Origin of the sequence: Cellulomonas pasadenensis, from assembly GCF_047229365.1 — a bacterium.
Lineage (GTDB): Bacteria > Actinomycetota > Actinomycetes > Actinomycetales > Cellulomonadaceae > Cellulomonas.
The window spans coordinates 1-21,252 of the sequence record NZ_JBFTEP010000064.1 but is presented as its reverse complement, the minus strand read 5'-3'; the positions used below and the strand labels follow the sequence as shown (position 1 = coordinate 21,252).

General features: G+C 74.3%; 19 protein-coding genes. 11 read left to right on the top strand and 8 right to left on the bottom strand.

Translation table 11 applies throughout. The annotated features are described in order from the left end of the window. From AB6N23_RS10600 to AB6N23_RS10590, 3 genes are all read right to left on the bottom strand, one after another. On the bottom strand, window positions 1–1,326 hold a 1,326-nt coding region (locus AB6N23_RS10600; protein WP_412866037.1), incomplete at its 3' end, for a bifunctional 3'-5' exonuclease/DNA polymerase. A 50-nt stretch (window positions 1,327–1,376) separates the two neighbouring features. Further along, the gene (locus tag AB6N23_RS10595) at window positions 1,377–2,714 is read right to left on the bottom strand and encodes a hypothetical protein (protein ID WP_412866036.1); all 1,338 of its coding nucleotides are present in this window, start codon (window positions 2,712–2,714) and stop codon (window positions 1,377–1,379) included. Between the two features lie 87 nt (window positions 2,715–2,801). Next, window positions 2,802–3,128 carry a hypothetical protein gene (locus tag AB6N23_RS10590; RefSeq protein ID WP_412866035.1) on the bottom strand — a complete coding sequence of 109 codons (327 nt, stop codon included), beginning with the start codon at window positions 3,126–3,128 and terminating at the stop codon, window positions 2,802–2,804. A 132-nt stretch (window positions 3,129–3,260) separates the two neighbouring features. On the opposite strand from AB6N23_RS10590, the gene AB6N23_RS10585 reads away from it, so the two are divergent. After that, window positions 3,261–4,025, top strand: a complete 765-nt coding sequence (locus AB6N23_RS10585; RefSeq protein WP_412866034.1) for a GNAT family N-acetyltransferase — start codon at window positions 3,261–3,263, stop codon at window positions 4,023–4,025. A 54-nt stretch (window positions 4,026–4,079) separates the two neighbouring features. Here the strand turns inward: AB6N23_RS10585 and AB6N23_RS10580 are convergent, their stop codons facing one another. After that, on the bottom strand, window positions 4,080–6,116 hold the full coding sequence (locus AB6N23_RS10580) for a beta-galactosidase (protein WP_412866033.1): 2,037 nt from the start codon (window positions 6,114–6,116) through the stop codon (window positions 4,080–4,082). A 119-nt stretch (window positions 6,117–6,235) separates the two neighbouring features. Between AB6N23_RS10580 and AB6N23_RS10575 the strand changes: the two genes are divergently transcribed. From AB6N23_RS10575 to AB6N23_RS10560, 4 genes are all read left to right on the top strand, one after another. Further along, a complete protein-coding gene (locus tag AB6N23_RS10575) occupies window positions 6,236–7,324 on the top strand; it encodes a Gfo/Idh/MocA family protein (RefSeq protein ID WP_412866032.1) in 1,089 nt (362 codons plus the stop codon). Window positions 7,325–7,619: 295 nt separating this feature from the next. Further along, the gene (locus AB6N23_RS10570; protein WP_412866031.1) at window positions 7,620–9,917 is read left to right on the top strand and encodes an exo-beta-d-1,3/1,6-glucosidase; all 2,298 of its coding nucleotides are present in this window, start codon (window positions 7,620–7,622) and stop codon (window positions 9,915–9,917) included. A gap of 122 nt (window positions 9,918–10,039) precedes the next feature. Next, window positions 10,040–10,495 carry a hypothetical protein gene (locus AB6N23_RS10565; RefSeq protein ID WP_412866030.1) on the top strand — a complete coding sequence of 152 codons (456 nt, stop codon included), beginning with the start codon at window positions 10,040–10,042 and terminating at the stop codon, window positions 10,493–10,495. Further along, window positions 10,485–10,826 carry a transcriptional regulator gene (locus AB6N23_RS10560; RefSeq protein ID WP_412866029.1) on the top strand — a complete coding sequence of 114 codons (342 nt, stop codon included), beginning with the start codon at window positions 10,485–10,487 and terminating at the stop codon, window positions 10,824–10,826. Before AB6N23_RS10565 ends, AB6N23_RS10560 begins: the two co-directional genes overlap by 11 nt. A 2-nt stretch (window positions 10,827–10,828) precedes the next feature. Here AB6N23_RS10560 and AB6N23_RS10555 read toward each other — a convergent pair whose 3' ends face one another. From AB6N23_RS10555 to AB6N23_RS10545, 3 genes are all read right to left on the bottom strand, one after another. After that, window positions 10,829–11,254: a Gfo/Idh/MocA family oxidoreductase gene (locus tag AB6N23_RS10555; protein ID WP_412866028.1), complete on the bottom strand. Its 426-nt coding sequence runs from the start codon at window positions 11,252–11,254 to the stop codon at window positions 10,829–10,831. Window positions 11,255–11,475: 221 nt separating this feature from the next. Beyond that, on the bottom strand, window positions 11,476–12,765 hold the full coding sequence (locus tag AB6N23_RS10550; RefSeq protein ID WP_412866027.1) for an AAA family ATPase: 1,290 nt from the start codon (window positions 12,763–12,765) through the stop codon (window positions 11,476–11,478). A gap of 265 nt (window positions 12,766–13,030) precedes the next feature. Beyond that, entirely contained in the window at window positions 13,031–14,074 is a 1,044-nt protein-coding gene (locus AB6N23_RS10545; protein ID WP_412866026.1) for a LacI family DNA-binding transcriptional regulator, read from the bottom strand. Window positions 14,075–14,283: 209 nt separating this feature from the next. On the opposite strand from AB6N23_RS10545, the gene AB6N23_RS10540 reads away from it, so the two are divergent. The 6 genes from AB6N23_RS10540 to AB6N23_RS10515 all read left to right on the top strand — a co-directional run bounded on the left by AB6N23_RS10540 (window position 14,284) and on the right by AB6N23_RS10515 (window position 20,616). After that, window positions 14,284–14,667: an L-rhamnose mutarotase gene (locus tag AB6N23_RS10540; protein WP_412866025.1), complete on the top strand. Its 384-nt coding sequence runs from the start codon at window positions 14,284–14,286 to the stop codon at window positions 14,665–14,667. Then, window positions 14,664–15,866: an L-rhamnose isomerase gene (gene rhaI / locus AB6N23_RS10535; RefSeq protein WP_412866024.1), complete on the top strand. Its 1,203-nt coding sequence runs from the start codon at window positions 14,664–14,666 to the stop codon at window positions 15,864–15,866. Before AB6N23_RS10540 ends, rhaI begins: the two co-directional genes overlap by 4 nt. Window positions 15,867–15,871: 5 nt before the next feature. Beyond that, window positions 15,872–17,938 (top strand): bifunctional aldolase/short-chain dehydrogenase, encoded by a 2,067-nt coding sequence (locus AB6N23_RS10530; RefSeq protein WP_412866023.1) that lies wholly within the window; start codon window positions 15,872–15,874, stop codon window positions 17,936–17,938. Between the two features lie 10 nt (window positions 17,939–17,948). Beyond that, window positions 17,949–19,478 (top strand): rhamnulokinase, encoded by a 1,530-nt coding sequence (locus AB6N23_RS10525; RefSeq protein ID WP_412866022.1) that lies wholly within the window; start codon window positions 17,949–17,951, stop codon window positions 19,476–19,478. A 190-nt stretch (window positions 19,479–19,668) separates the two neighbouring features. Further along, window positions 19,669–19,899: a hypothetical protein gene (locus AB6N23_RS10520; RefSeq protein ID WP_412866021.1), complete on the top strand. Its 231-nt coding sequence runs from the start codon at window positions 19,669–19,671 to the stop codon at window positions 19,897–19,899. Between the two features lie 12 nt (window positions 19,900–19,911). Further along, a complete protein-coding gene (locus tag AB6N23_RS10515) occupies window positions 19,912–20,616 on the top strand; it encodes a GGDEF domain-containing protein (RefSeq protein WP_412866038.1) in 705 nt (234 codons plus the stop codon). A gap of 126 nt (window positions 20,617–20,742) precedes the next feature. Here the strand turns inward: AB6N23_RS10515 and AB6N23_RS10510 are convergent. Further along, window positions 20,743–21,252 (bottom strand): hypothetical protein (locus AB6N23_RS10510; RefSeq protein WP_412866020.1); only part of this gene is annotated, 510 nt, incomplete at its 5' end.

Genomic DNA, 21,252 nt, shown 5'->3' with positions numbered 1-21,252 from the left:
GGTGAGCGCCGCCCGCAGCGCGGCGGACGCCGGCGGCGACGACCGGCCGAGCCACGTCGTGACGACGTCCCCGCGCTCGCCCGCGCGCGCGGCCTCCTCCACCAGCCCGACCGCCCGCGGGAACGCGCGCGTGAGGTGCGGCATGAGCTGCGCGGCGGCGCCCGACGTCGCCCCGTAGATCGCGCCGAGCATCGCGTACTTGGCGTCCGTGCGGGTCGGCACGACGCCCGCGTCGGCGACGCCCTGGTAGAGGTCGGCGTGCCGCGCGGCGGCGGCCATGTCGCGGTCGCCCGACATCGCGGCGAGCACGCGTGGCTCGAGCTGCGCGGCGTCGGCGACGACGAGCCGCCAGCCCGGGTCGGCGCGCACGGCGTCGCGCACCTGCGCCGGCAGCTGCAGCGCCCCGCCGCCGTCCGACGCCCACCGCCCGGTGACGACGCCCCCGACGACGTAGTCCGGCCGGAACCGCCCGTCGTGCACCCACTGGTCGAGCCACGCCCACCCGTTGGCGGACAGGAGGCGCGACAGCTTCTTGTACTCCAGCAGCGGCGCCACCACCGGGTGGTCGAGCCCGCGGATCTCCCACTTGCTCGTCGACTGCACGTCGAAGCCCTGCAGGCGCAGGGCACGCAGCAGGTCCGGCGGGGAGTCGGGGTTGAGGTGCGGGGCGACGAGGGCGGTGCGGATCTGCTCGGCGAGCTCCTCGAGGCGCTGCGGACGGCCGCCGCCCCACGGCCGCGGCCCGAGCAGCCGGGTGAGGATCGCGTCGTGCACTGCCGCGTCCCAGGGCAGGCCGTCGTGGTGCATCTCGGCGGCGATCAGCGCGCCGGTCGACTCGGCGGCGAGCAGCAGGCGCAGGCGGCCCGGGTGCGTGGAGCCGGAGACGGCGTCGAGCTGGGCGCGCAGCTCGGCGAGCGGGTCGCGGGGCGCGGGGGCCGGCGCGTCGTCGTCGAGCACGTCGAAGAGGGAGGGCGCGTGCGGCGCGGGCGTCGGCACGTCGGCGTCCCAGGGGCCGGGCGGGGCCTGTGCGAGCGCCGACGCGGCCGCCGTCGCCGAGTGCCGCAGGATCGCGTGGCACAGCCGCAGGTCGTGGCACCGCTCCACCCGCACCCCGGCCGTCAGCAGGGCGGGGTAGCGGGTGCGCGTGTCGTCCCACACCCAGCGCGGCGGGGCCCCGGCGTGGGTGGCCTCGACCCGCGCGACCTCGGCGGCCAGCGCGTCGTCGGCGACCGTGCGCCGGCCCTCCTCCGTCGCGCGCTCGTCGAGCTCGACCAGCGTCACGGTGCGCGCGTGCGCGTCGGGGACGACGAGCACGGACGCGGGCACGGTCCATCCTCTCGCGCGCCACCGACACGCCGCACCGAGGGGCGGCCCGGTCAGGGCAGGGGGAGCACCGCCCGGCCCCGCACCGGTGTGCTCGCTCCGCCGATCAACGAGAACGGTCCGGCCGACGCCGCGGGTGAGGCCCGGAAGAGCGGGACGGTCGCGCTGCTGCGCCCGTCGCGGGTCAGCCGCGCGTACGCCTCGTACGACGGGAACGCGTCGACGAACCCCTCGACGTCGACGACGACGTGGTCGTCGTCCGTCCGCTCGACGCGGACGGTGCCTCTCGCGTCGACGTCGCCGCCGACCGCTGCGAGCAGGACCAGCGGGTCCGCCGCCGCGATGCGGAACCGCTGCTGCCACCTCCGGCCCGGGGCCACCGTGGCCATCGGGTCGACGCGGATCCTCGACGTCCCCGCGCGTCCGGTGCCGACCACCTCACCGGTCTCGCAGTCGAGCTCGTGCGTGAGCCCCGTCTCCGCGACGTGCCTCGCCCTGTCGGCGGTGAGGTCGTACGTCAGCGTCAGACGGACCCGGCTCGAGGCCGTGCGGTCGTCGGAGAAGCCCCGGGAGTCGGTGAGGAAGCACTCGCTGAGGACCGGGCCCCCGATCATCCGCGCGCCCGCGTGCGCGCCGGTCCCCGGGACCGGTCGGCTGCCCGCCACGTCACCCGCGATGAAGACGTTAAGCCAGACCTCGAGCACCAGCCCGCTGACCGACGGCCGGATCGACCACGAGCGGGAGCCCTCGCCCGTGAGGGGGACCGTCGAGCCGGGCGAGGGGAACGTCCAGGAGGTCGAGCCGGCGAGGGTCCGCGGCGCGGTGCCGGCCACGGCGAAGTCCGGCACCGAGGCGCGTCCGCGCTCGAGCCACGCGTCCCCCGTCCGCCACGCGCCGGTCGCCGGGCCCTGGCGCTGCCAGGGCGGGTCCGGCAGCGAGAGCGATCCCCGGGCACCCTCGGCGAGGGGGACGACGACCGCCGCCTGGACCGGCGAGCCGAGGAGCGCCGAGAGCAGCTCCGCCGGCAGCTCCGCCGTCTCGGCCGCCGCGAACGTGGCCGCGGGCGCCGTGGTGTGGTCCCGCTCCTCCCGGATGCGCTCCTGGAGCGGCGCGTCGCCCTGGTGCTCGGCGGTCGCCCGCACGGTGTACCGCGACCGCACGGTCGCGTGGGCGAGTGCGTAGACAGTCACGTCGTCGTGCCCCTCGTCGCCCGACGCGGTCGGCACCGGGCGGTACCGCAGCACCCTCCCCGGGCCGCCGAAGGTCGCGTGCACGACGTCCGAGCACGCGCTCACCTCGACGTCCGCGCCGCCGGCGGTGAGCCGGTACCGCTGCTCGAACCGCGCCTCGACCTCGAAGCCCTCGACCTTCCGCCACTCGTCCCGCCACACGGGTCCTCCTCCCGAGGGGACCGGAGCAGGCGGTCCCCGGTCGTGCCGCGGCGGCCCTGTGCATCCGGGCGAGCCGGGCGGCCGACGTCAGCGCGTCAGCGCCGCCCGCACGGCGGCGCCGGGCACCGCGAGCCACAGGTCGCCGTCGGGCCCGTCGAGCGTGACGAGCACGTCGCCCGTCGCCTCGTCGAGCAGCACCGCGGCGCGCCCCGCGTCGTACGCCGTTCCGGGTGTCAGCATCGCGTCGAGCACCGGGTCGGTCGGCCACGCGAGCGTCGTCACCCCGTCCGCCGTGAACACGTGCGCCACGAGCGTCGTGCCGTCGCGGTGCAGCGTGGCCGTCACCGTCTCCGACGTCCGCAGCACGACGCAGGCCGCGTGCGTGAGCGCCGACGTCGCCGTGATCCTGTGCATGGTGCCGCCCCTCCCTCGAGTCGTCGTGGGGTAGGGGTGCGGACGAGGGGGCGTGATACGTCGGGGGCGGCACGCCGGTGCCGACGGGAAAGGCGGGGTCGGGCGTCCACCCACCCGGCTAGCGTGCGGCGCATGGCCGCCCCCGCACCCGTCGCCGCCCCCGCGCCCGTCGCCGGGCCCGCACCCGTCGCCGGGCCCGCACCCGTCGCACCCCCGTCGGCGGGGTCGTCCGACGTCGCCCGCGCGCGGTACCTGGCGTCGCTCGCCGGGTCCTGGGACGCCCTCGCCGCACCGCACCCGGACGCGCACGTCGTCCGCGGCCGCGGGTTCCTCGCGCTGCGGCACCCCCGCCACCCGGTGCTGACGAACGTCGCCCTGCTCGACGCGGGTGCCGTCGGCGACGCGTTGACGGCGGTCGCGCCCGGGCCCTTCGCCGCGTGGTCGTCCGACGCCGCCGGCGACGCCGCGCTCGCGGGCGCGGGGCTGCGCCCGGACGTGACGGCGGTGCCCATGCTCGCGCGCCTCGACGCGCTGCCCCCGGCGGCCGGCGACGTGGGCGCACGCACGGTCGCGCCCGCGGTCGTGGCCCGGCTCAACCGCGTCGACCCGGCGCTGGTCGCGGGGGTCCCGGGGCTCCGCGCGTGGACGACCGCCGGCGGCGAGGCCGGCCTCGTGCTCCAGCCCGTGGACGACGACGTCGTCGTGTCGTTCGTCGCCACCCGCCCGGACGCGCGTCGGCGCGGCCTGGCCACCGCGCTGCTCACCGCCGCGCTGCACGAGGCGCGCGCCGACGGCGCCACGACCGCGACGCTGCAGTCGACGCCCGACGGGCGCCGGCTCTACGAGCGGCTCGGGTTCGCGGCGGTGGGGCGGTGGCAGGAGTGGGTCCCGGCCTGACGCGGCGGCGGCCCGGGAGGTGCCGGGCCGCCGCCGTGCGTCCACGTCCACGCGTCAGCGGGTCTCGCGGACCACCTCCACCGCGCCGGCGGCGACCTCGAGCGTCCCGTCGACGTCTCGCGGGTCGACCAGCGTCCGCCCGGACGCCGCGAGCGTGACCGGCGCGTCGGTGTGGTTGAGGACGAACAGCCACGTGCGGCCGTCGTCGGCGACGCGGCGCGTGACCTCGACCCCGTCGGGCAGGTCGGGCACGACGCGCGGCACGCCCGACTCCTCGACCAGCGCGTCGACGACCTGCTGCAGCGCCTCGGCGTCGGTGGGCCACGTCGCGAGGTACCAGGCGGCGCCCGCCCCGACGGCGCGGCGCGTCACCGCGGGGACGCCGTCGAGCGGCCCGCCCGCGAACGTCCGCACGACGTCGGTGCCCGGCAGCGCGTGCACCTTCTCGCTCCACAGCTCGCCCTCGGTGCCGTCGTCGAGGCGCACGCGCTCACCGTCCTGCAGGGCCCAGAACTCCTCGGTGCGCACGCCGAGCAGGTCGCGGAACGCGCCGGGGTAGCCGCCGAGGCGCACGTGGTCGTGCTCGTCGACGATGCCCGAGAAGAAGGTGACCAGCACGGACGCGCCGCGCTCGGCCGCGGCGGCGACGGCGGCCGCGCCCTCGTCCGTCAGCAGGTACAGCGCCGGCACGAGGACCACGTCATAGCCCGACAGGTCGTCGGTGGCGCGCACGACGTCGGCCTCGACGGCCCGCCGGGCGAGCGCGCGGTGCAGCGCGACGGCGAGGACGCGCGGGTCGAGCGCGTCCGTCGGGTGCGAGTCGAGCTGCGCCGCCCACGTCGACGGCCAGTCGAACAGCACGGCCGCGCGCGGGCGCTGCGTCGCGCCGCGCACCTCGGCGACGTCGCGCAGCAGGCGGCCCAGGCGCACCGTGTTCCGCCACACGTCGGTGTCGGTGCCGGCGTGCGGCAGCATCGCCGAGTGGTACTTCTCCGCGCCCGCGGCGGACTGCCGCCACTGGAAGAACATGATCGCGTCGGCGCCGTGCGCCAGGTGCTGCACGGAGTGCCGCAGCGACTCGTCGGACGTGCGCGAGCGGTTGCGCCCCTGCCAGTTCACGGCCGACGTCGAGTGCTCCATGAGCATCCACGGCCGCCCGCCGGCGACCGACCGCGTCAGGTCGGCGCTGAACGCGAGCTCGACGTGCGGGGCGGGGTCGTCTGCGTAGACGTAGTGGTCGTTGGAGACGACGTCGACCTCGTCCGCCCACCGCGCGTAGTCCATGTTGCCCGTGAAGCGCTGGACCATGAAGTTCGTCGTCGCCGGCACGTGCGGCGTCACCTCGTGCACCGCGTCGCGCAGGTCGGTGTAGTACGACAGCAGCTCGTCGGAGGAGTACCGCGCGAAGTCGAGGCGGTGCGTCGGGTTCACCAGCGTCGCGGCCGTGCGCGGCGGCAGCACCTCGTCGAAGGAGCCGTACTGCTGCGACCAGAACGCGGTGCCCCACGCGTGGTTGAGCGCGTCGACGGTGCCGTAGCGGGCGCGCAGCCAGGCCCGGAACGCGGTCGCGGCGTCGTCCGAGAAGTCGTGCGGGACGTGGCAGCCGATCTCGTTGTCGACGTGCCAGACCGCCAGCGCCGGGTGGTCGGCGTACCGCTCGGCGACCCGGCGGGCCATCGCGACGGCGTACCGGCGCCACACGGGCGACGCGATCCGGTAGTGCTGGCGGGAGCCGGGCCAGAGCACCGTGCCGTCGTCGCGGACGGGCAGGATCTCCGGGTGCTTCGTCGTCAGCCACGGCGGCGGGCTGGCGGTGGCCGTCGCGAGGCTGACGCGGATGCCGGCGGCGTGCAGCCGGTCCATCGTCGTGTCGAGCCACGCCCAGTCGAGCTCGCCCTCGCGCGGCTCGATGCGCGCCCAGGAGAAGATCGCGAGGCTCACGATGCTGACGCCCGCCTCCTGCATGAGGCGCACGTCCTCCTGGCGCACCTCGTCGGGCCACTGCTCGGGGTTGTAGTCGCCGCCGTAGCCGATGCCGTCGAGCCCGAAGGGCCGGCGTGCGCGGTCGGGGTGCTGCGCGGGTGCGGTCACGGTGTCGCTCTCTCCTCGTCGAGTGGGGCATCCCCTACAGTAATGAACCGATTCACCGTCACCGACGACGGCATCGCGCCCGCGTCGGGACGGTCCGCAGCGACCGAGGGGACCACCTGGTGCACGAGACGATCGTCGTCGGCGGGGGAGCCATCGCCCACGCCCACGTCCACGCGGTGAACGACCACGCCGACCGCGCACGCGTCGGGACGGTGGTCGACGTCGACGCCGACCGCGCCCGCGCCTTCGCCGACGAAACCGGCGTGCCGCACGCCACCACCGACCTCGCCGCGGCGCTCGCCGGCCGCGACGGGCAGCGGCCCGCGCTCGCGCACGTGTGCACGCCGCCGGGCACGCACCTCGCGCTGGCCACGCAGTGCCTCGAGGCGGGCGTGCCGGTCCTCGTGGAGAAGCCGCCGGCGCTGTCGCTGGCCGAGATGGACGCGCTGCTCGCGGTCAGCGAGCGCACCGGCGTCGACGTCGCCGTCGTGTTCCAGCACCGGTTCGGGCACGCCGGGCTGCGGGTCGCCGACGCGCTCGGCGAGGGGCGGCCGCTCGGCCGGCCGCTCGTCGCCGTGTGCGACACGCTGTGGTTCCGCGGCGACTCCTACTGGGACGCCCCGTGGCGCGGGTCGTGGGAGGTCGAGGGCGGCGGTCCGACGATGGGCCACGGCATCCACCAGATGGACCTGCTGCTCGCGCTGCTCGGGCCGTGGGAGGAGGTCACCGCGATGGCCGCGCGCCGGGCCCGCCCCACGCAGACGGAGGACGTGTCCGCGGCGGTGGTGCGGTTCGCCGACGGCACCCTCGCGACCGTCATGAACTCGCTGCTGTCCCCGCGGGAGACGTCGACGATCCGCGTCGACACGGAGAACGCGACGGTCGAGGTCGAGCACCTGTACGGCTACACCGACCAGGACTGGCGCGTCACGGCGGCGCCCGGACGTCCCGAGGCGGCCGCGTGGTGGACGGAGGGCCTCGACCCGGAGGCGCCCGGCAGCTCGCACCGCGGCCAGGTCGGCGCGGTCCTGGACGCGCTCGACGCCGGCACGACGCTGCCGGTGAGCCTGCGCGAGGCCCGCGACACGCTCGACCTCGTGGCGGCGATCTACGCGTCGGCGTTCACCGGCCGGCCCGTGCGCCGCGGCGAGATCGCGCCCGGCCACCCGTCGTACACGACGATGGCCGGCCCGGGCGCCCCGTGGTGACCGGCCACGCCTGACGGCTCCCACGGATCCCCCGGCCCCGCCGCCCGCGAGCCGACCCGCCCGCACCCGGCCCACCCGCACACCCCCGCCACGCCGAGCTCGCCTGTCCGGCCTCGACCTCGCCTGCCCGACTCGGCGATCTCGAAGCGCAACCGGCGAGCTGGGCGGGGTGGGGGCGGGCGGGCGGGGCGCGGGTCGTCCGACCGGATCGGTGCGGCGGCGGTGGGGGAGGAGAGCGCCGTCCGCTAGCGTCGGGGGGCCGGTCGCATCGATCCGAACGTCGAAGAGGACTCTCGTGGACACGCTCCCGTACCAGGACCCGTCGCTGCCGATCCCCGACCGCGTGGCCGATCTCGTCGGCCGCATGACGCTGCCCGAGAAGGTCGGGCAGATGCTGCAGCTCGACGCGCAGCCCGGGGTCGACGACCTCGTCGAGGAGATGCACGTCGGCTCGATCCTGCACTCGTCGCCGCAGCGCGTCCTCGAGGCGCTCGACGCCGTCGACCGCACGCGCCTGCGCATCCCGCTGCTCATCGCGGACGACGCGATCCACGGCTACTCGTTCTGGCGCGGGGCCACGATCTTCCCGTCGCAGCTCGGCGTGGCGTCGTCGTGGGACCCCGCCGCGGCGGAGCTGATGGCGCGCGTGACGGCCGTCGAGGTGTCGTCGACCGGTCTGCACTGGACGTTCTCGCCGGTCGTCTGCATCACGCGCGACCTGCGCTGGGGCCGCGTGAACGAGACGTTCGGCGAGGACCCGTACCTGCTGGGCGAGCTCGCGGCGGCGATGGTCCGCGGCTACCAGGGCGACGGGCTGACCGACCCGACGGCGGTCCTCGCGTGCGCGAAGCACTTCGCCGGCTACTCCGAGACGCAGGGCGGGCGTGACGCGTCCGAGGCGGACATCTCCCGCCGCAAGCTGCGCTCGTGGTTCCTGCCGCCGTTCGAGCGGGTCGCCCGCGAGGGCGCGCGGACGTTCATGATCGGCTACCAGTCGACCGACGGCGTCCCGATCGTCGTGAACCGGTGGCTGCTGCAGGACGTCCTGCGCGGCGAGTGGGGGTGGACCGGCACGCTCATCACCGACTGGGACAACGTCGGCCGCATGGTGTGGGAGCAGAAGATCGCCGCCGACCACACGCAGGCCGCCGCGATGGCGGTGACCGCGGGGAACGACATGGTCATGACGACGCCCGGGTTCTTCGAGGGTGCGCAGAAGGCCGTCGCGGACGGGCTCATCACCGAGGCGCAGGTCGACGCCGCCGTCGCGCGCATCCTGACCGTGAAGTTCGAGCTGGGCCTGTTCGAGGACCCGCGCCGCCCGGACGCGGAGCGCCAGGCCGCCGTCATCGGCTCGGCCGCGCACCAGCAGGCGAACCTGGAGGTCACGCGCCGGTCGCTGGTCCTGCTGCGCAACGAGGGCGGGGTCCTGCCGCTCGGCGGCGACCTGGTGGCGGGCGACGACGGGCGCGCGACGGGCCGCGACGGCGCGCCGACGGCCCGCACGATCGCCGTCGTCGGGCCCAACGCCGACGACGTCGACGCGCAGCTCGGCGACTGGGCCGGCCGCTCCGGGCAGGTCGACTGGATGCGCGAGGAGGGCCACCCGCGGCACATGTCGGAGACGGTGCTCGACGGCCTGCGCGCGGTCGCGCCCGCCGGCTGGACGATCACGCACGCGCGGGGCGCCGACATCGGCGAGCTCGGGCCCGACCCGGCCGGCGAGCTCTACCCCGACGGGCAGCCGCGCATGCCGATCATGCACGCGGCCGAGCCCGACGCGGCGATGATCGCCGAGGCCGTCGCGGCGGCGGAGGCGGCGGACCACGTCGTCGCGGTCGTCGGCGACACGATCGGCCTCATGGGGGAGACGCGGTCCACCGCGACGCTCGAGCTCGTGGGCGGCCAGGTGGCGCTGCTCGACGCGCTCGCGGCGACGGGCACGCCGACGACCGTCGTCGTCATCGCCTCGAAGCCGCTGGTGCTGCCGGACTCGGCCCTGGAGGCCGACGCGGTCGTCTGGGCCGCCAACCCCGGCATGCGCGGCGGGCGCGCGATCGCGGAGCTGCTGCTCGGCCTCGTGGAGCCGGCCGGGCGCCTGCCGGTCACGTTCGCGCGGCACGTCGGCCAGCAGCCGGTCTACTACAACCAGCTGCGCGGCCAGCACGGCACGCGGTACGCGGACCTCACGCAGGACCCGGCGTTCGCGTTCGGCGAGGGGCTGACGTACGCGACGGTGGAGTACACGGACCTGACGGTCGCCGAGCCGACGGTGTCGGTCGACGGCACCGTCCGCGCGCAGGTCACCGTGACCAACACCGGCACGCGCCCGTCGCACGAGGTCGTCCAGGTGTACGTCAGCGACCTCGTGACGTCGCTGACCTGGGCCGACAAGGAGCTCAAGGCGTACCGGCACGTCGACGTCGCGCCGGGGGAGTCGGTCACGGTGGACGTCGAGGTGGCGGTCGCGGACTGCACGATCGTCGACGCGGAGGGGCGCCGCGTCGTCGAGCCGGGGGAGTTCGAGCTCCTGGTGGGGCGGTCCTCGCGGGACCGCGACCTGCTCCGGGCGGGGTTCACGGTCACGGGCTGAGCCTCGGACCGCCGGTGAGTCCGTCGATCCGGTCGCGCGGGACGACCGGATCGACAGGCTCACGGCCGCGGAGGACGAGCAAGTCACTTGCCATCTCGGAAAGCCGGAGTAGTGTTTCCGGTATGGAAACTCACTCTGCCACCCCGGACCCCCAGCGGGCGAGCGACCTCCTCGCGGACCTCGACGGCGACCGCGCCACGCTCGCGCAGCGCGCCGCCACGCCCGCCTGGTACCTCGCCGCGGTCACCGTGCTGATCGCCGCCTACGTCGCCGTCCCGCTGCTCGGCGAGGACCGCACGCCCGCCGTGACCATGATCGGCGGCGCGCTCGTCGCGCTCGCCGTGCTCCTCCAGCAGCGCCGGCTCGTGCGTCCGCGCGGTACCGGCGTCGCCGGTACCGGACTCCTCGTCGCGCTGCTCGCGGCCGTCCTGCTGTTGCTCAGCGTGTCCTTCGGGCTCGTCGCCGGCGGGCTGCACGCCTGGGTCGCGCTGCCGGTGCTGGCCGCCGGGGCGGTCGCGTACGCGGTCCTGCGGCGCTCCGACAGTCTCGCGCGCCGGGCCCTCGACCGTGTCCGCTGACGCACCGGGCGTCGCCCCCGACGAGGTAACGCCGCGCTTCTACGAGGTCATCCACGCGCCGGTGCGTCTGCGCGTGTGCGGGCTGCTCGCGGCCGCGGACGAGGTGGAGTTCTCGGTCGTCCGCGACGCCCTCGGGGTGTCCGACGCGACGCTGTCCAAGCACCTGCGGGTCCTGGCCGAGGCCGGCTTCGTCGACGTGCGCAAGGCGGCGTCGTCCAGCCGGTCCGACGCGCGCCGGCTGACGTGGCTGCGCCTGACCGCTGACGGCCGGCGCGCGTTCTCGGCGCACGTGGCGGAGCTGCGCGCGATAGCGCAGGGCGTCGTCGGCTGACGTCAAGCCGGGCGCCCGTCCGTGACGAGCGATGTGCGGAAGCGCTCGTCGCCGTCGGGGTCGGCGTGCGTGACGCACCCGGGTCGAGCAAGCCCTTCACGTGCGCGGGTGCGGTGTCGGTGCGCTGCTGGAATACGACGGCGAACGCGCTCGGCCGCGTCCGCGGCGGCCTGCATGTCGTCGAGCTCGGCGAGCGACAGGGCGGGCGGCTTCTCGCGGAGTACGTGCACGCTGGCGACGTAGCCGTCGAGCGTCTGCTGCCGGTGCAGGTCGGGCGGCGTGCGCAAAGCGACGAGGTGGAGCGTCTCGGCGGCGAGCAGGTCGGTGTGCGACGCGTACCGGTCGGGGGCGTCGTACCGGTCGGCGCAGTCCGTGCGGCGCTCCTCGCCGCGGTTCAACACGGCGACGAGCGTGATGTGCGGGTCCACGGCGATCGCCTGCGCGTGCAGGTGCGCGACGGCCCCGTCCCGACGATTGCAGCGCGCAGCGGCGCGCGGTCAGCCGGCGTGGTGCGGGTGTCCTCGGTGCTGCTCACGTCACGCTTCCTCGCGCCCGCGCAGCCACCGTGCCGGTAGGCGCCTGCCCAGTACAGAAGGCGAACCATATGCAGCAGCGCAGCCCGCCGTTCGGCGCCTGTAGCTCGTGCGCTTCATGAAGCGGCCGAACCCGTTCGGTGCTCATGTGCCGGTATGGCTTCGGGCAGCTCGGTGCCGTCCGAGTCTGCGTGTGAGTTGGGAATGTCTTCATTGGCGAAGCTGGCGAGATAGCCCATCGCAACCTCTCGCGGCGTGCCCTCGAGGTAGACGTGGAACCCATTGTCTACAATCGTTAGACGCTTGTGCGTAAGGTCGTAGTCGAAGATGATCGGTGTAATCTCCGCGTGGTTCTGAACCTTCGCAACATTGGTTAGAGCGGATTGCACATTGTTCGGATAAACGCCGGAACCCATGGGATGATTCTCTTGCACGTGACGAACGATGTCCATCGCCTTGAGTCCGGCGCGGCGCTCGGCGGGGGTGGCGGCGATCACTGCGTGCATGATCCACTTATACATGTGCAGCTTCTGGTCTCGCAGGCCCTCGGAGAACTTGTTGATCGAGTTGGCATAACGGCCGGCCAGCTGTTCGGCAACGTAAGCGTATGCGGAATCGACTTCCGAGACGTCCTCAAACGTCGTCGTTTCGTCGGTTGTGGCGTAGATGTTGCGAGCGATGAACATCTGGCGCAGTGCTTCCTGGAGCTGCCCGACATTCCGCTGAGCGCGCGCCACGAGCGCTTCCACAACTTCAGCTGAGAAGCGTGCGTTCATGAGTGGCTCACCGGCCTCCACCACCTTCGCCAGTTCACCTTCTTCCCACGAGTCGGCGGGGATCGATGTGAGGCGATGCGCGAGGTCCCCGTTATAGACGATTAGGCGGTTGGCCTCGAGCCAGACGCCGACGATGATGAACGACGTAGAAGATCGCTCGTAGAAGGTTTTCAGATCGGACGCGAAGGCCTTCTGCACTTCGACCGTCAAGTAGTGAAAGTCCTCGACGACAATAAACTTGGTGTACCCGACCTCGTCTAGCAGCTGGATGATGTCGCCAGCTGAGCCGAGGTCGATTGGAATGCTCTGCTCGGTTACGGTCTCCTCGTCTGTGTCGCTACCCTTGGCGCTAATCTTGCCGCGAATCTTGGCGATGAAGGATGCGGAAACTTCGCCCTCCACCTCCGCGCCGAACTCGTCCGTTCGGGCGCGGGAGCGACTCGTCGTTTCCACCACTCTGACATCGAGCTGCTTCAAGATCGACGAGTAGAGCTTCTCCTTGGTCCAATCGGTTGAGCACTGCACGACGACGTAGTCGTCTTCTTGAAGCGTTCGGAGTAGGAGGCTGGTCTTTCCTTGCTTGGAAGATCCATACACGACGATATGATTGTCGCGGCCCAGCTCGTTCACGAACCGATCGTCGACATTCGCGCGTTCGACGTATGTGAGGGGAAGCCTCCTTCGCGCCATCCCATACACGTCATCAAGTCGGTGCTTATCCACGGTCGACCTCCTATGGACACGTCTGCCTACGGCCAGCGTAGTGAGGGTCGATGCCTACGGCGGCGGATCCGTGCGGCAAGCTCGGTTCAACCGTCTTGCAGATGGAGGGGTGGCAGCGACGCGTCACGGCTCCACCACGGGTCTCGACAGTCGCGAGGGAGTGGGGTATGACTCAGGCGCCGGCGGTACTCGTGCGGACCACCAGCTCCGGCTGGAACAGCACGCGCTGGTGCTCGGCCGGGCCGTCGGCGCCGGCCTCGCGCAGGAGCAGGTCGGCGGCGGTCCACCCGAGCGTGTGGGTGGGCTGGTGCACCGACGTCAGCGGCACGGTGAGCATCGGCGCGATCGCGACGTCGTCGTAGCCGACGACCGCCATGGCGTCGGGGACGGGTACGTCGGCCCAGCGCAGGGCGCGCAGCGCGCCGAGCGCCGTGAAGTCGTTGACGCAGAACGTCGCGGTGGGGCGCCGGGACGCGTCGATCGCGAGCAGCTCGTGCATGGCCTTCTCGCCGGCGTCGGCGTTGAGCGACGCGACGGTCACCTCGGTGAGCACCGCCCCGGGGTCGCGGCCGGCCGCCACGAGGGCCGCGACGACCCCCGCGCGCCGGTCGACGCACTGGCGGATGCTGTCGGGACCGTTGATGAACGCGATGCGCTCGTGCCCGAGGTCGAGCAGGTGCTCGACGGCCAGGGCGGCGCCGCGGACGTCGTCGACGCCGACGCTGGACACGTCCTCGACCTCGGTCGTCGCGTCGAGCAGGACGACGCCGATGCCGCGGTCGCGCAGCGCGAGGATCGTCTCGAGCGACCCCTGCGACGGCGTGACGAGCACGCCCTGCACGCCGTGCTCCTCGTAGAGCCGCAGGTAGCGGGCCTCGCGCTCGGGGTCCTGGTCGGACGACGACAGCATGAGTGTGTACTCGTCGGGCGCGAGCCGGTCCTCGACGCCGCGCGCGACCTCGGTGAAGAACGGGTTCGCGATGTCGAGCACGATCGCGCCGACGGTCCGGATGGTGCCGGCGCGCAGCTGCCGCGCGGACGCGTTGCGGACGAAGTTGAGCTCCTCGATGGCCGCCTGCACGCGCTCGCGGGTGGCGGGCGTGACCTGGTCGGGCCGGTTGAGGACGTTGGAGACCGTGCCGACGGAGACGCCCGCGCGGCGGGCGACGTCGGTGATCGACGGACGTCGTGGGCGGCCGTTGCCCCTGGTGGCCATCGACGCCCCTTCCTGGTCGCGGCTGGGGCCCGATCGTAGCGACGGGCCGTCGGCGGGGTCGCGCGGTGATCGGGCCGGGACGGCGGCGCGCCCGTGGTGCCATCATGGCGGAAAGCGCGATCCGCACGGACGCGGCAGACGGTTGACACCGTCGCGACACGCTCCCTACAGTGACCATGAATCGTTTCAAGGACGAAACCCGGAGGTCGATGATGACCCGCGTGTGCTTCGTCTCGCACGTCCACCCGGACCACCTCGACGAGTACCGCCGCCGGCACGCCGCCGTGTGGCCGGACATGCTCGAGGCGCTGCGGGACACCGGGTGGCGGGACTACCACCTCTTCCTGTCGCCCGACGGCCTGCTCGTCGGCGTCCTCGAGACCGACGACTACGCCGCCGCCCAGGCCGCGATGGCCGCCACCGAGGTCAACGCCCGCTGGCAGGCGCAGATGGCCGACCTGTTCGTCGGCGACGGCGACCCCGACCAGGGGTTCGTGCTGCTGGACGAGGTCTTCCACCTCGAGGGCCAGCTCGCCGCGGCGGGCCTGCCCACGACGGCATCCCCCACGAGCACCGAGGAGCAGCACCGATGAGCACGACACCCGGCACGGCCGCGGGCACGCGCGAGGAGCGGGCGCTCGCCGCCCTCGCGGAGCAGACCATCGAGCTGCCGTCCTGGGCGTTCGGCAACTCCGGCACGCGCTTCAAGGTCTTCGCGCAGCAGGGGGTCCCGCGCGACCCGTTCGAGAAGGTCGCCGACGCCGCGCAGGTGCACCGCTTCACGGGCGCCGCCCCGCGCGTCTCGCTGCACATCCCGTGGGACAAGGTCGACGACTTCGACGCGCTCGCGCAGCACGCCGCGGACCACGGCGTCGCGATCGGCGGCATCAACTCGAACCTGTTCCAGGACGACGACTACATGCTCGGGTCGCTGACGCACCCGGACGCGCGCGTCCGCAAGAAGGCGGTCGAGCACCACCTCGAGTGCATCGACGTCATGGCGGCGACCGGCTCGCACGACCTGAAGATCTGGCTCCCGGACGGCCTCAACTACCCGGGCCAGGACTCGATCCGCGGCCGCCAGGACCGCCTCGCCGAGTCGCTGCAGGAGATCTACACGGCCCTGGTGGCCGCGGACCCGGAGCACCGGCTGATCCTCGAGTACAAGTTCTTCGAGCCGTACTTCTACACGATGGACGTGCCGGACTGGGGCACGTCGCTGCTGCACTGCATGGCCCTCGGCGACCGCGCGATGGTCGTGCTCGACACCGGCCACCACGCGCCCAACACGAACATCGAGTTCATCGTCGCCCAGCTGCTGCGCGTCGGCCGGCTCGGCGCGTTCGACTTCAACAGCCGCTTCTACGCCGACGACGACCTCATGGTCGGCGCCGCGGACCCGTTCCAGCTGTTCCGGATCCTGCACGAGATCGTCCAGGGCGGGGCCCTCGCACCCGACTCCGGCGTCAACTTCATGCTCGACCAGTGCCACAACATCGAGCCGAAGATCCCGGCGCAGATCCGCTCGGTCATGAACGTGCAGGAGGCGACGGCCAAGGCGCTGCTCGTCGACGCCGACGCGCTGACGCAGGCGCAGCAGGACGGCGACGTCCTCGCCGCGAACGGCCTGCTCATGGACGCCTACAACACCGACGTGCGCCCGCTCCTCGCGGGGCTGCGCGAGTCGCAGGGGCTCGACCCCGACCCGCTGGGCGCGTACGCGCGCAGCGGCTACGCCGAGACGATCGTGGCCGGGCGCGTCGGTGGCGCGCAGGCCGGATGGGGAGCCTGACCGCCATGACGACGCCGACGCACGCCGACGCCACGTCGCCCGCCGCGCAGCTCATCGCCCGCTCGAACCGCCTGGGCGCCGACCCGCGGGTCACCAACTACGCCGGCGGCAACACGTCCGCCAAGGGCGTCGCACCCGACCCGGTCACGGGCCAGGACGTCGAGCTGCTGTGGGTCAAGGGCTCCGGCGGCGACCTGGGCACGCTCGCGGAGAAGAACCTCGCCGTGCTGCGGCTCGACCGCCTGCGCGCGCTCGTCGACGTCTACCCGGGCGTCGACCGCGAAGACGAGATGGTCGCCGCGTTCGACTACTGCCTGCACGGCAAGGGCGGTGCGGCGCCGTCGATCGACACGGCCATGCACGGCCTCGTCGACGCCGCGCACGTCGACCACCTCCACCCCGACGCCGGCATCGCGCTCGCGACGGCGGCCGACGGCGAGGCGCTGACGTCGGAGGTGTTCGGCGACCGCGTGGTGTGGGTGCCGTGGCGCCGCCCCGGCTTCCAGCTCGGCCTCGACATCGCCGAGATCAAGGAGAAGAACCCGCAGGCGATCGGGTGCGTGCTCGGCGGCCACGGGATCACCGCGTGGGGCGACACGTCGGGCGAGGCGGAGGAGCGCTCGCTCGAGATCATCCGCACCGCCGAGCGGTTCATCGAGGAGCGCACGGCGGCGCTGGGGGAGCACCCGTTCGGTGCCGTGCGTCCCGGCTTCGCGCCGCTGCCCGAGGCCGAGCGCCGCGAGCGCGCCGCAGCGCTCGCGCCGGTGATCCGCGGCCTCGCGTCGACCGACCGGCCGCAGGTCGGCCACTTCACGGACACCGACGTCGTCCTCGACTTCGTCGCCCGCGAGAAGCTCGCGCACCTGGCCGCCCTCGGCACGTCGTGCCCCGACCACTTCCTGCGGACCAAGGTGTCGCCGCTGGTCGTCGACCTGCCGGCCGACGCGCCGCTCGAGGACGTCGTCGCGCGCCTGCGGGAGCTGCACGCGCAGTACCGCGAGGCCTACGCGGCCTACTACGAGCGCAACGCCACCCCGGACAGCCCCGCGATCCGCGGCGCCGACCCGGCGATCGTGCTCGTGCCCGGCGTGGGCATGTTCTCGTTCGGCAAGGACAAGCAGACCGCGCGCGTCGCAGGCGAGTTCTACGTCAACGCGATCAACGTCATGCGCGGCGCCGAGGCGGTCAGCACCTACGCGCCGATCGACGAGGCGGAGAAGTTCCGCATCGAGTACTGGGCGCTCGAGGAGGCCAAGCTCCAGCGGATGCCGAAGCCGAAGCCGCTGGCCACGCGGGTCGCGCTCGTCACCGGCGCCGGCTCGGGCATCGGGCGCGCGATCGCCGAGCGGCTCGCCGCCGAGGGCGCGTGCGTCGTGATCGCGGACGTGAACCTCGAGGGCGCGCAGGAGGTCGCGGACGCGCTCGGCGGCCGCGACGTGGCCGTCGCCGTGCACGCGGACGTCACCGACGAGGAGGCGGTGGCCGGCCTGGTCCGCGCGGCGTCCCTCGCGTTCGGCGGTGTCGACCTCGTCGTGAACAACGCCGGCCTGTCGATCTCCAAGCCGCTGCTCGACACCACCGTGAAGGACTGGGACCTGCAGCACGACGTCATGGCGCGCGGCTCGTTCCTCGTCGCCCGCGAGGCGGCGCGCGCGATGGTCGCGCAGGGCATGGGCGGCGACATCGTCTACATCGCGTCGAAGAACTCGCTGTTCGCCGGCCCGAACAACATCGCGTACTCGGCGACCAAGGCGGACCAGGCGCACCAGGTGCGGCTGCTCGCGGCCGAGCTCGGCGAGCACGGCATCCGCGTCAACGGCGTCAACCCCGACGGCGTCGTGCGCGGGTCCGGCATCTTCGCCGGCGGCTGGGGCGCCAAGCGCGCGGCCGTCTACGGCGTGCCGGAGGAGAAGCTCGGCGAGTACTACGCGCAGCGCACGCTGCTGAAGAAGGAGGTCCTGCCGGAGCACGTCGCGGCGGCCGTCTTCGCGCTCACCGGCCCGGACCTCGTGCAGACCACCGGCCTGCACGTGCCCGTCGACTCCGGCGTCGCCGCCGCGTTCCTGCGCTGACGGGCCGGTCGTGACCAGCGGGCAGGACGCGGCCTTCGCCGCCGTCGACCTCGGCGCGTCGAGCGGGCGCGTCATCGTCGGGCGCGTGCACGACGACGGAGACGGGCCGCGCGTCGACCTGCACGAGGTCAACCGGTTCCCGAACGGCCCGGTCCCGGTCCCCGGGAACGGGCGTACGACCCTCCACTGGGACGTGCTGGTCCTGTGGCGGGGGATCCTCGACGGCCTGCGGGCGGCGACGAGAGAGGCGGGGCCGCTCGCAGGCGTCGGGATCGACTCGTGGGCCGTCGACCACGGCCTGCTCGACGCGGACGGCGCGCTGCTCGGCAACCCGGTGCACTACCGGGACGCGCGCACCGACGGCGTGCCCGAGCGCGTCTTCCGGACCGTCCCGCCGGACGAGCTCCACGCGCGCACCGGCCTGCAGGTGCAGCCGTTCAACACGGTGTTCCAGCTGGTCGCGGCGCAGGGGACGGCCCAGCTCGACGCCGCCCGGCGCCTGCTGCTGATCCCCGACCTGCTCGGCGCGTGGCTCACGGGCGAGGAGGTGGCGGAGGTGACGAACGCGTCGACCACCGGCCTGCTCGACGCGACCACCCGCACGTGGGCGACGGACCTCGCCGACCGGCTCGGGGTCGACGCGGCCCTGCTGCCGCCGTTGCGGGACGCGGGCGAGCTGCTCGGGCACGTCCGCCCGGAGCTCGCCGAGCAGCTCGGCCACCGCGCGCCGCTGCCGGTGTGGACGGTGGGCTCGCACGACACCGCGTCGGCCGTCGTCGCCGTGCCCGCCACGGGCGACGACTTCGCGTACGTGTCGTGCGGCACGTGGTCGCTGGTCGGGCTCGAGCTGCCCGCGCCCGTGCTCACGGAGGCCTCGCGCGCCGCGAACTTCACCAACGAGGCCGGCGTCGACGGCACCGTGCGGTACCTCAGGAACGTCATGGGCCTGTGGGTGCTCTCGGAGTCGCTGCGCACGTGGCACGAGGCCGGGCTGCCGGCGGAGCTGCCGGACCTGCTCGCGGCGGCCGCGCAGGTGCCGGGCCTGACGACGGTCGTCGACGTCGACGCCCCCGAGTTCCTGCCGCCGGGCGACATGCCCGCCCGCATCGCCGCCGCGGCGGCCCGCACCGGCCAGACGCCGCCGCAGTCCCAGGCCGAGACGGTCCGCTGCGTCCTCGACTCGCTCGCGCTCGCCTACCGGCGGGCCGTGCGGCAGGCGTGCGCGCTGTCCGGGCGGGACGTGTCGGTCGTGCACCTCGTCGGCGGCGGGGTGCGCAACACGCTGCTGTGCCGGCTCACCGCCGACGCGACCGGCCTGCCCGTCGTCGCCGGGCCCGTCGAGGGCGCCGCGCTCGGCAACGTGCTCGTGCAGGCGCGGGCGGCGGGCGTGCTCACCGGCTCGCTCGCGGACCTGCGGGCGGTGGGGGCGCGCGGTCTCGACCTCGTCCGGTACGAGCCGGACCCGGCCGCGGCCGCCCGGTGGGACGCCGCCGAGCGTCGGCTCTGGGGTGCGGGGGAGCGGACGCCCGTCCCGGCCTGAGGTCGTCGGCAGGCGTCCCGACCGTGCCGGTGCCCGGGCGGCCCGCACCCGGTCGGTCGTCGCCCGGTCGGGCCCGCCCCGGCGTCCGCGGTGACCGGCCGTCGGCGGCTCCGCGAAGTCTCGGCCAACGCGTGGCGACGACCGGACGAACCGGACCACCCGCCGCGCGTCCGCCCGGATCATGTCTGCCGTGCCGACCGCCGCCCCCTCCCAGCCGACCCGCGCCCTCGCGCCCGCCCGCCTCGGCGAGGTCGCCGCGCCCGTGCAGGTCGTGTCCGCGCTCGACGTGATGAGCGACGTCGAGGTGCTGTTCCGCGCGCCGCAGCGCACCTGCGTCGTCGTCCACGACGCGCAGACCGGCGCCGTGGGGGTGCTCACCCGGCACCGCTACACCGAGGTGATGACGGGCCGGCTCGGCTAGGGCCGCGCCGTGATGACCCGCCGCGAGGTCGGGCACGCCGCGGACTGGTCGCCGCTCGTGCTCGACGCCGGGACGAGCGTCGTCGACGCCGCGCGGGCCGCGATGGCGCGCGACGCGGCCGTCCGCCACGACGACGTGCTCGTGCCGGGCCCGTCGTGGTCGGCGGCGTCCACGGCCGACCTCGTGCAGGCGCTGACCGGCGCCCTCACCGACCGGGCCGCGCGCGACCCGCTGACGGGCGTGCTGTCCCGCGCCCACCTCGTCGCGACGGTGGAGGCGTGGGCGGCCGACGCGGTCGCGGGCACCCGCCGGCGCCTCCTGCTCGTGGGCCTCGACGTCGACGGCATGGGAGACCTCAACGCGTCCGCCGGGTTCGGCGCCGGCGACGAGGCGCTGCGCACGATCGCGTCCCGGCTGCGCGGGGCGGCCCCCGCCGGCTGCGTCGTCGGCCGCCTCGACGGCGACGCGTTCGGCGTCCTGGTGCTGCTCCCGGCCGTGTACGACGACCGTGCGGCGGAGCTCGCGGTCACGCTGCGCGAGCGGCTCGTGGGCGCGTGCGCGGGCGGGCCGGTGACGGTGCGCGGGACGACGTCGACGTCCCTCGCGGGCTGGGCGGACGCGAACCTGCTGCTGCTCGAGGTGGAGCGCGGCCTGCGCTCGGCCCCGCGCACCCCGTCGGGCCCGTCGTCGGACCTCCCGACCCGCGACCGCGCCTGACGGCGCCGGGCGCCGAGGTCGCCGGTCCGGTGGTGACACCGCCGGTCCGGGTGGGCGACCTCGCCACGGGACCGGCGACGTCGGCGGAGGGGCTCCGGTCCCGGGTGCGGCTGGTGGGGCTCCCCGTCAGCCGATGAGGAGCCCGAGCGCGGCGAGGAACAGGAGCCCGCCCAGCGCGCCGATCACCACCCAGCGCCTCGGCACGGGCGTGCGGCGTGCGTAGGACCGGGCCGCGAGGCCGAAGAGGACACCGGGGACACCCCAGATCAGCCACGTCATGCCGAAGGTGAACCACCCCGTGGCGGACATGTCGCTGATGCCCTTCGCGACGGGGTCCATCACGCCGGCGAGGATCGCGCCCTTCACGACCGTCTCCGCCAGCGGGTAGGCGATCTGCACGGCGGCGATGCCCCACAGACCCCCGAGGAGCACCCAGCCGGGCACCCGGCGGCCCCACGCCTGCACCGACGCGAGCGCCGCGGCCACGGTGACGAGCCGCAGGCCGATGGCCAGCGCGACGACGCCGCGGTCGTCCCCGGGGCCACCGAGGAGGACGTCGCGCACCAGCATCGTGCCGGCGACGGCGCAGAAGGTGCCCACCCACGCCGCCGCCGCGAGGGCCGGCCAGCGCGGCGC

Bases quoted from the DNA above. Each gene is read 5' to 3' on its own strand.
- AB6N23_RS10590 (WP_412866035.1), bottom strand. From the start codon at position 3,128: ATGCACAGGATCACGGCGACGTCGGCGCTCACGCACGCGGCCTGCGTC.
- AB6N23_RS10585 (WP_412866034.1), top strand. From the start codon at position 3,261: ATGGCCGCCCCCGCACCCGTCGCCGCCCCCGCGCCCGTCGCCGGGCCC.
- AB6N23_RS10565 (WP_412866030.1), top strand. From the start codon at position 10,040: ATGGAAACTCACTCTGCCACCCCGGACCCCCAGCGGGCGAGCGACCTC.
- AB6N23_RS10545 (WP_412866026.1), bottom strand. From the start codon at position 14,074: ATGGCCACCAGGGGCAACGGCCGCCCACGACGTCCGTCGATCACCGAC.
- AB6N23_RS10540 (WP_412866025.1), top strand. From the start codon at position 14,284: ATGATGACCCGCGTGTGCTTCGTCTCGCACGTCCACCCGGACCACCTC.
- rhaI (WP_412866024.1), top strand. From the start codon at position 14,664: ATGAGCACGACACCCGGCACGGCCGCGGGCACGCGCGAGGAGCGGGCG.
- AB6N23_RS10530 (WP_412866023.1), top strand. From the start codon at position 15,872: ATGACGACGCCGACGCACGCCGACGCCACGTCGCCCGCCGCGCAGCTC.
- AB6N23_RS10515 (WP_412866038.1), top strand. From the start codon at position 19,912: ATGACCCGCCGCGAGGTCGGGCACGCCGCGGACTGGTCGCCGCTCGTG.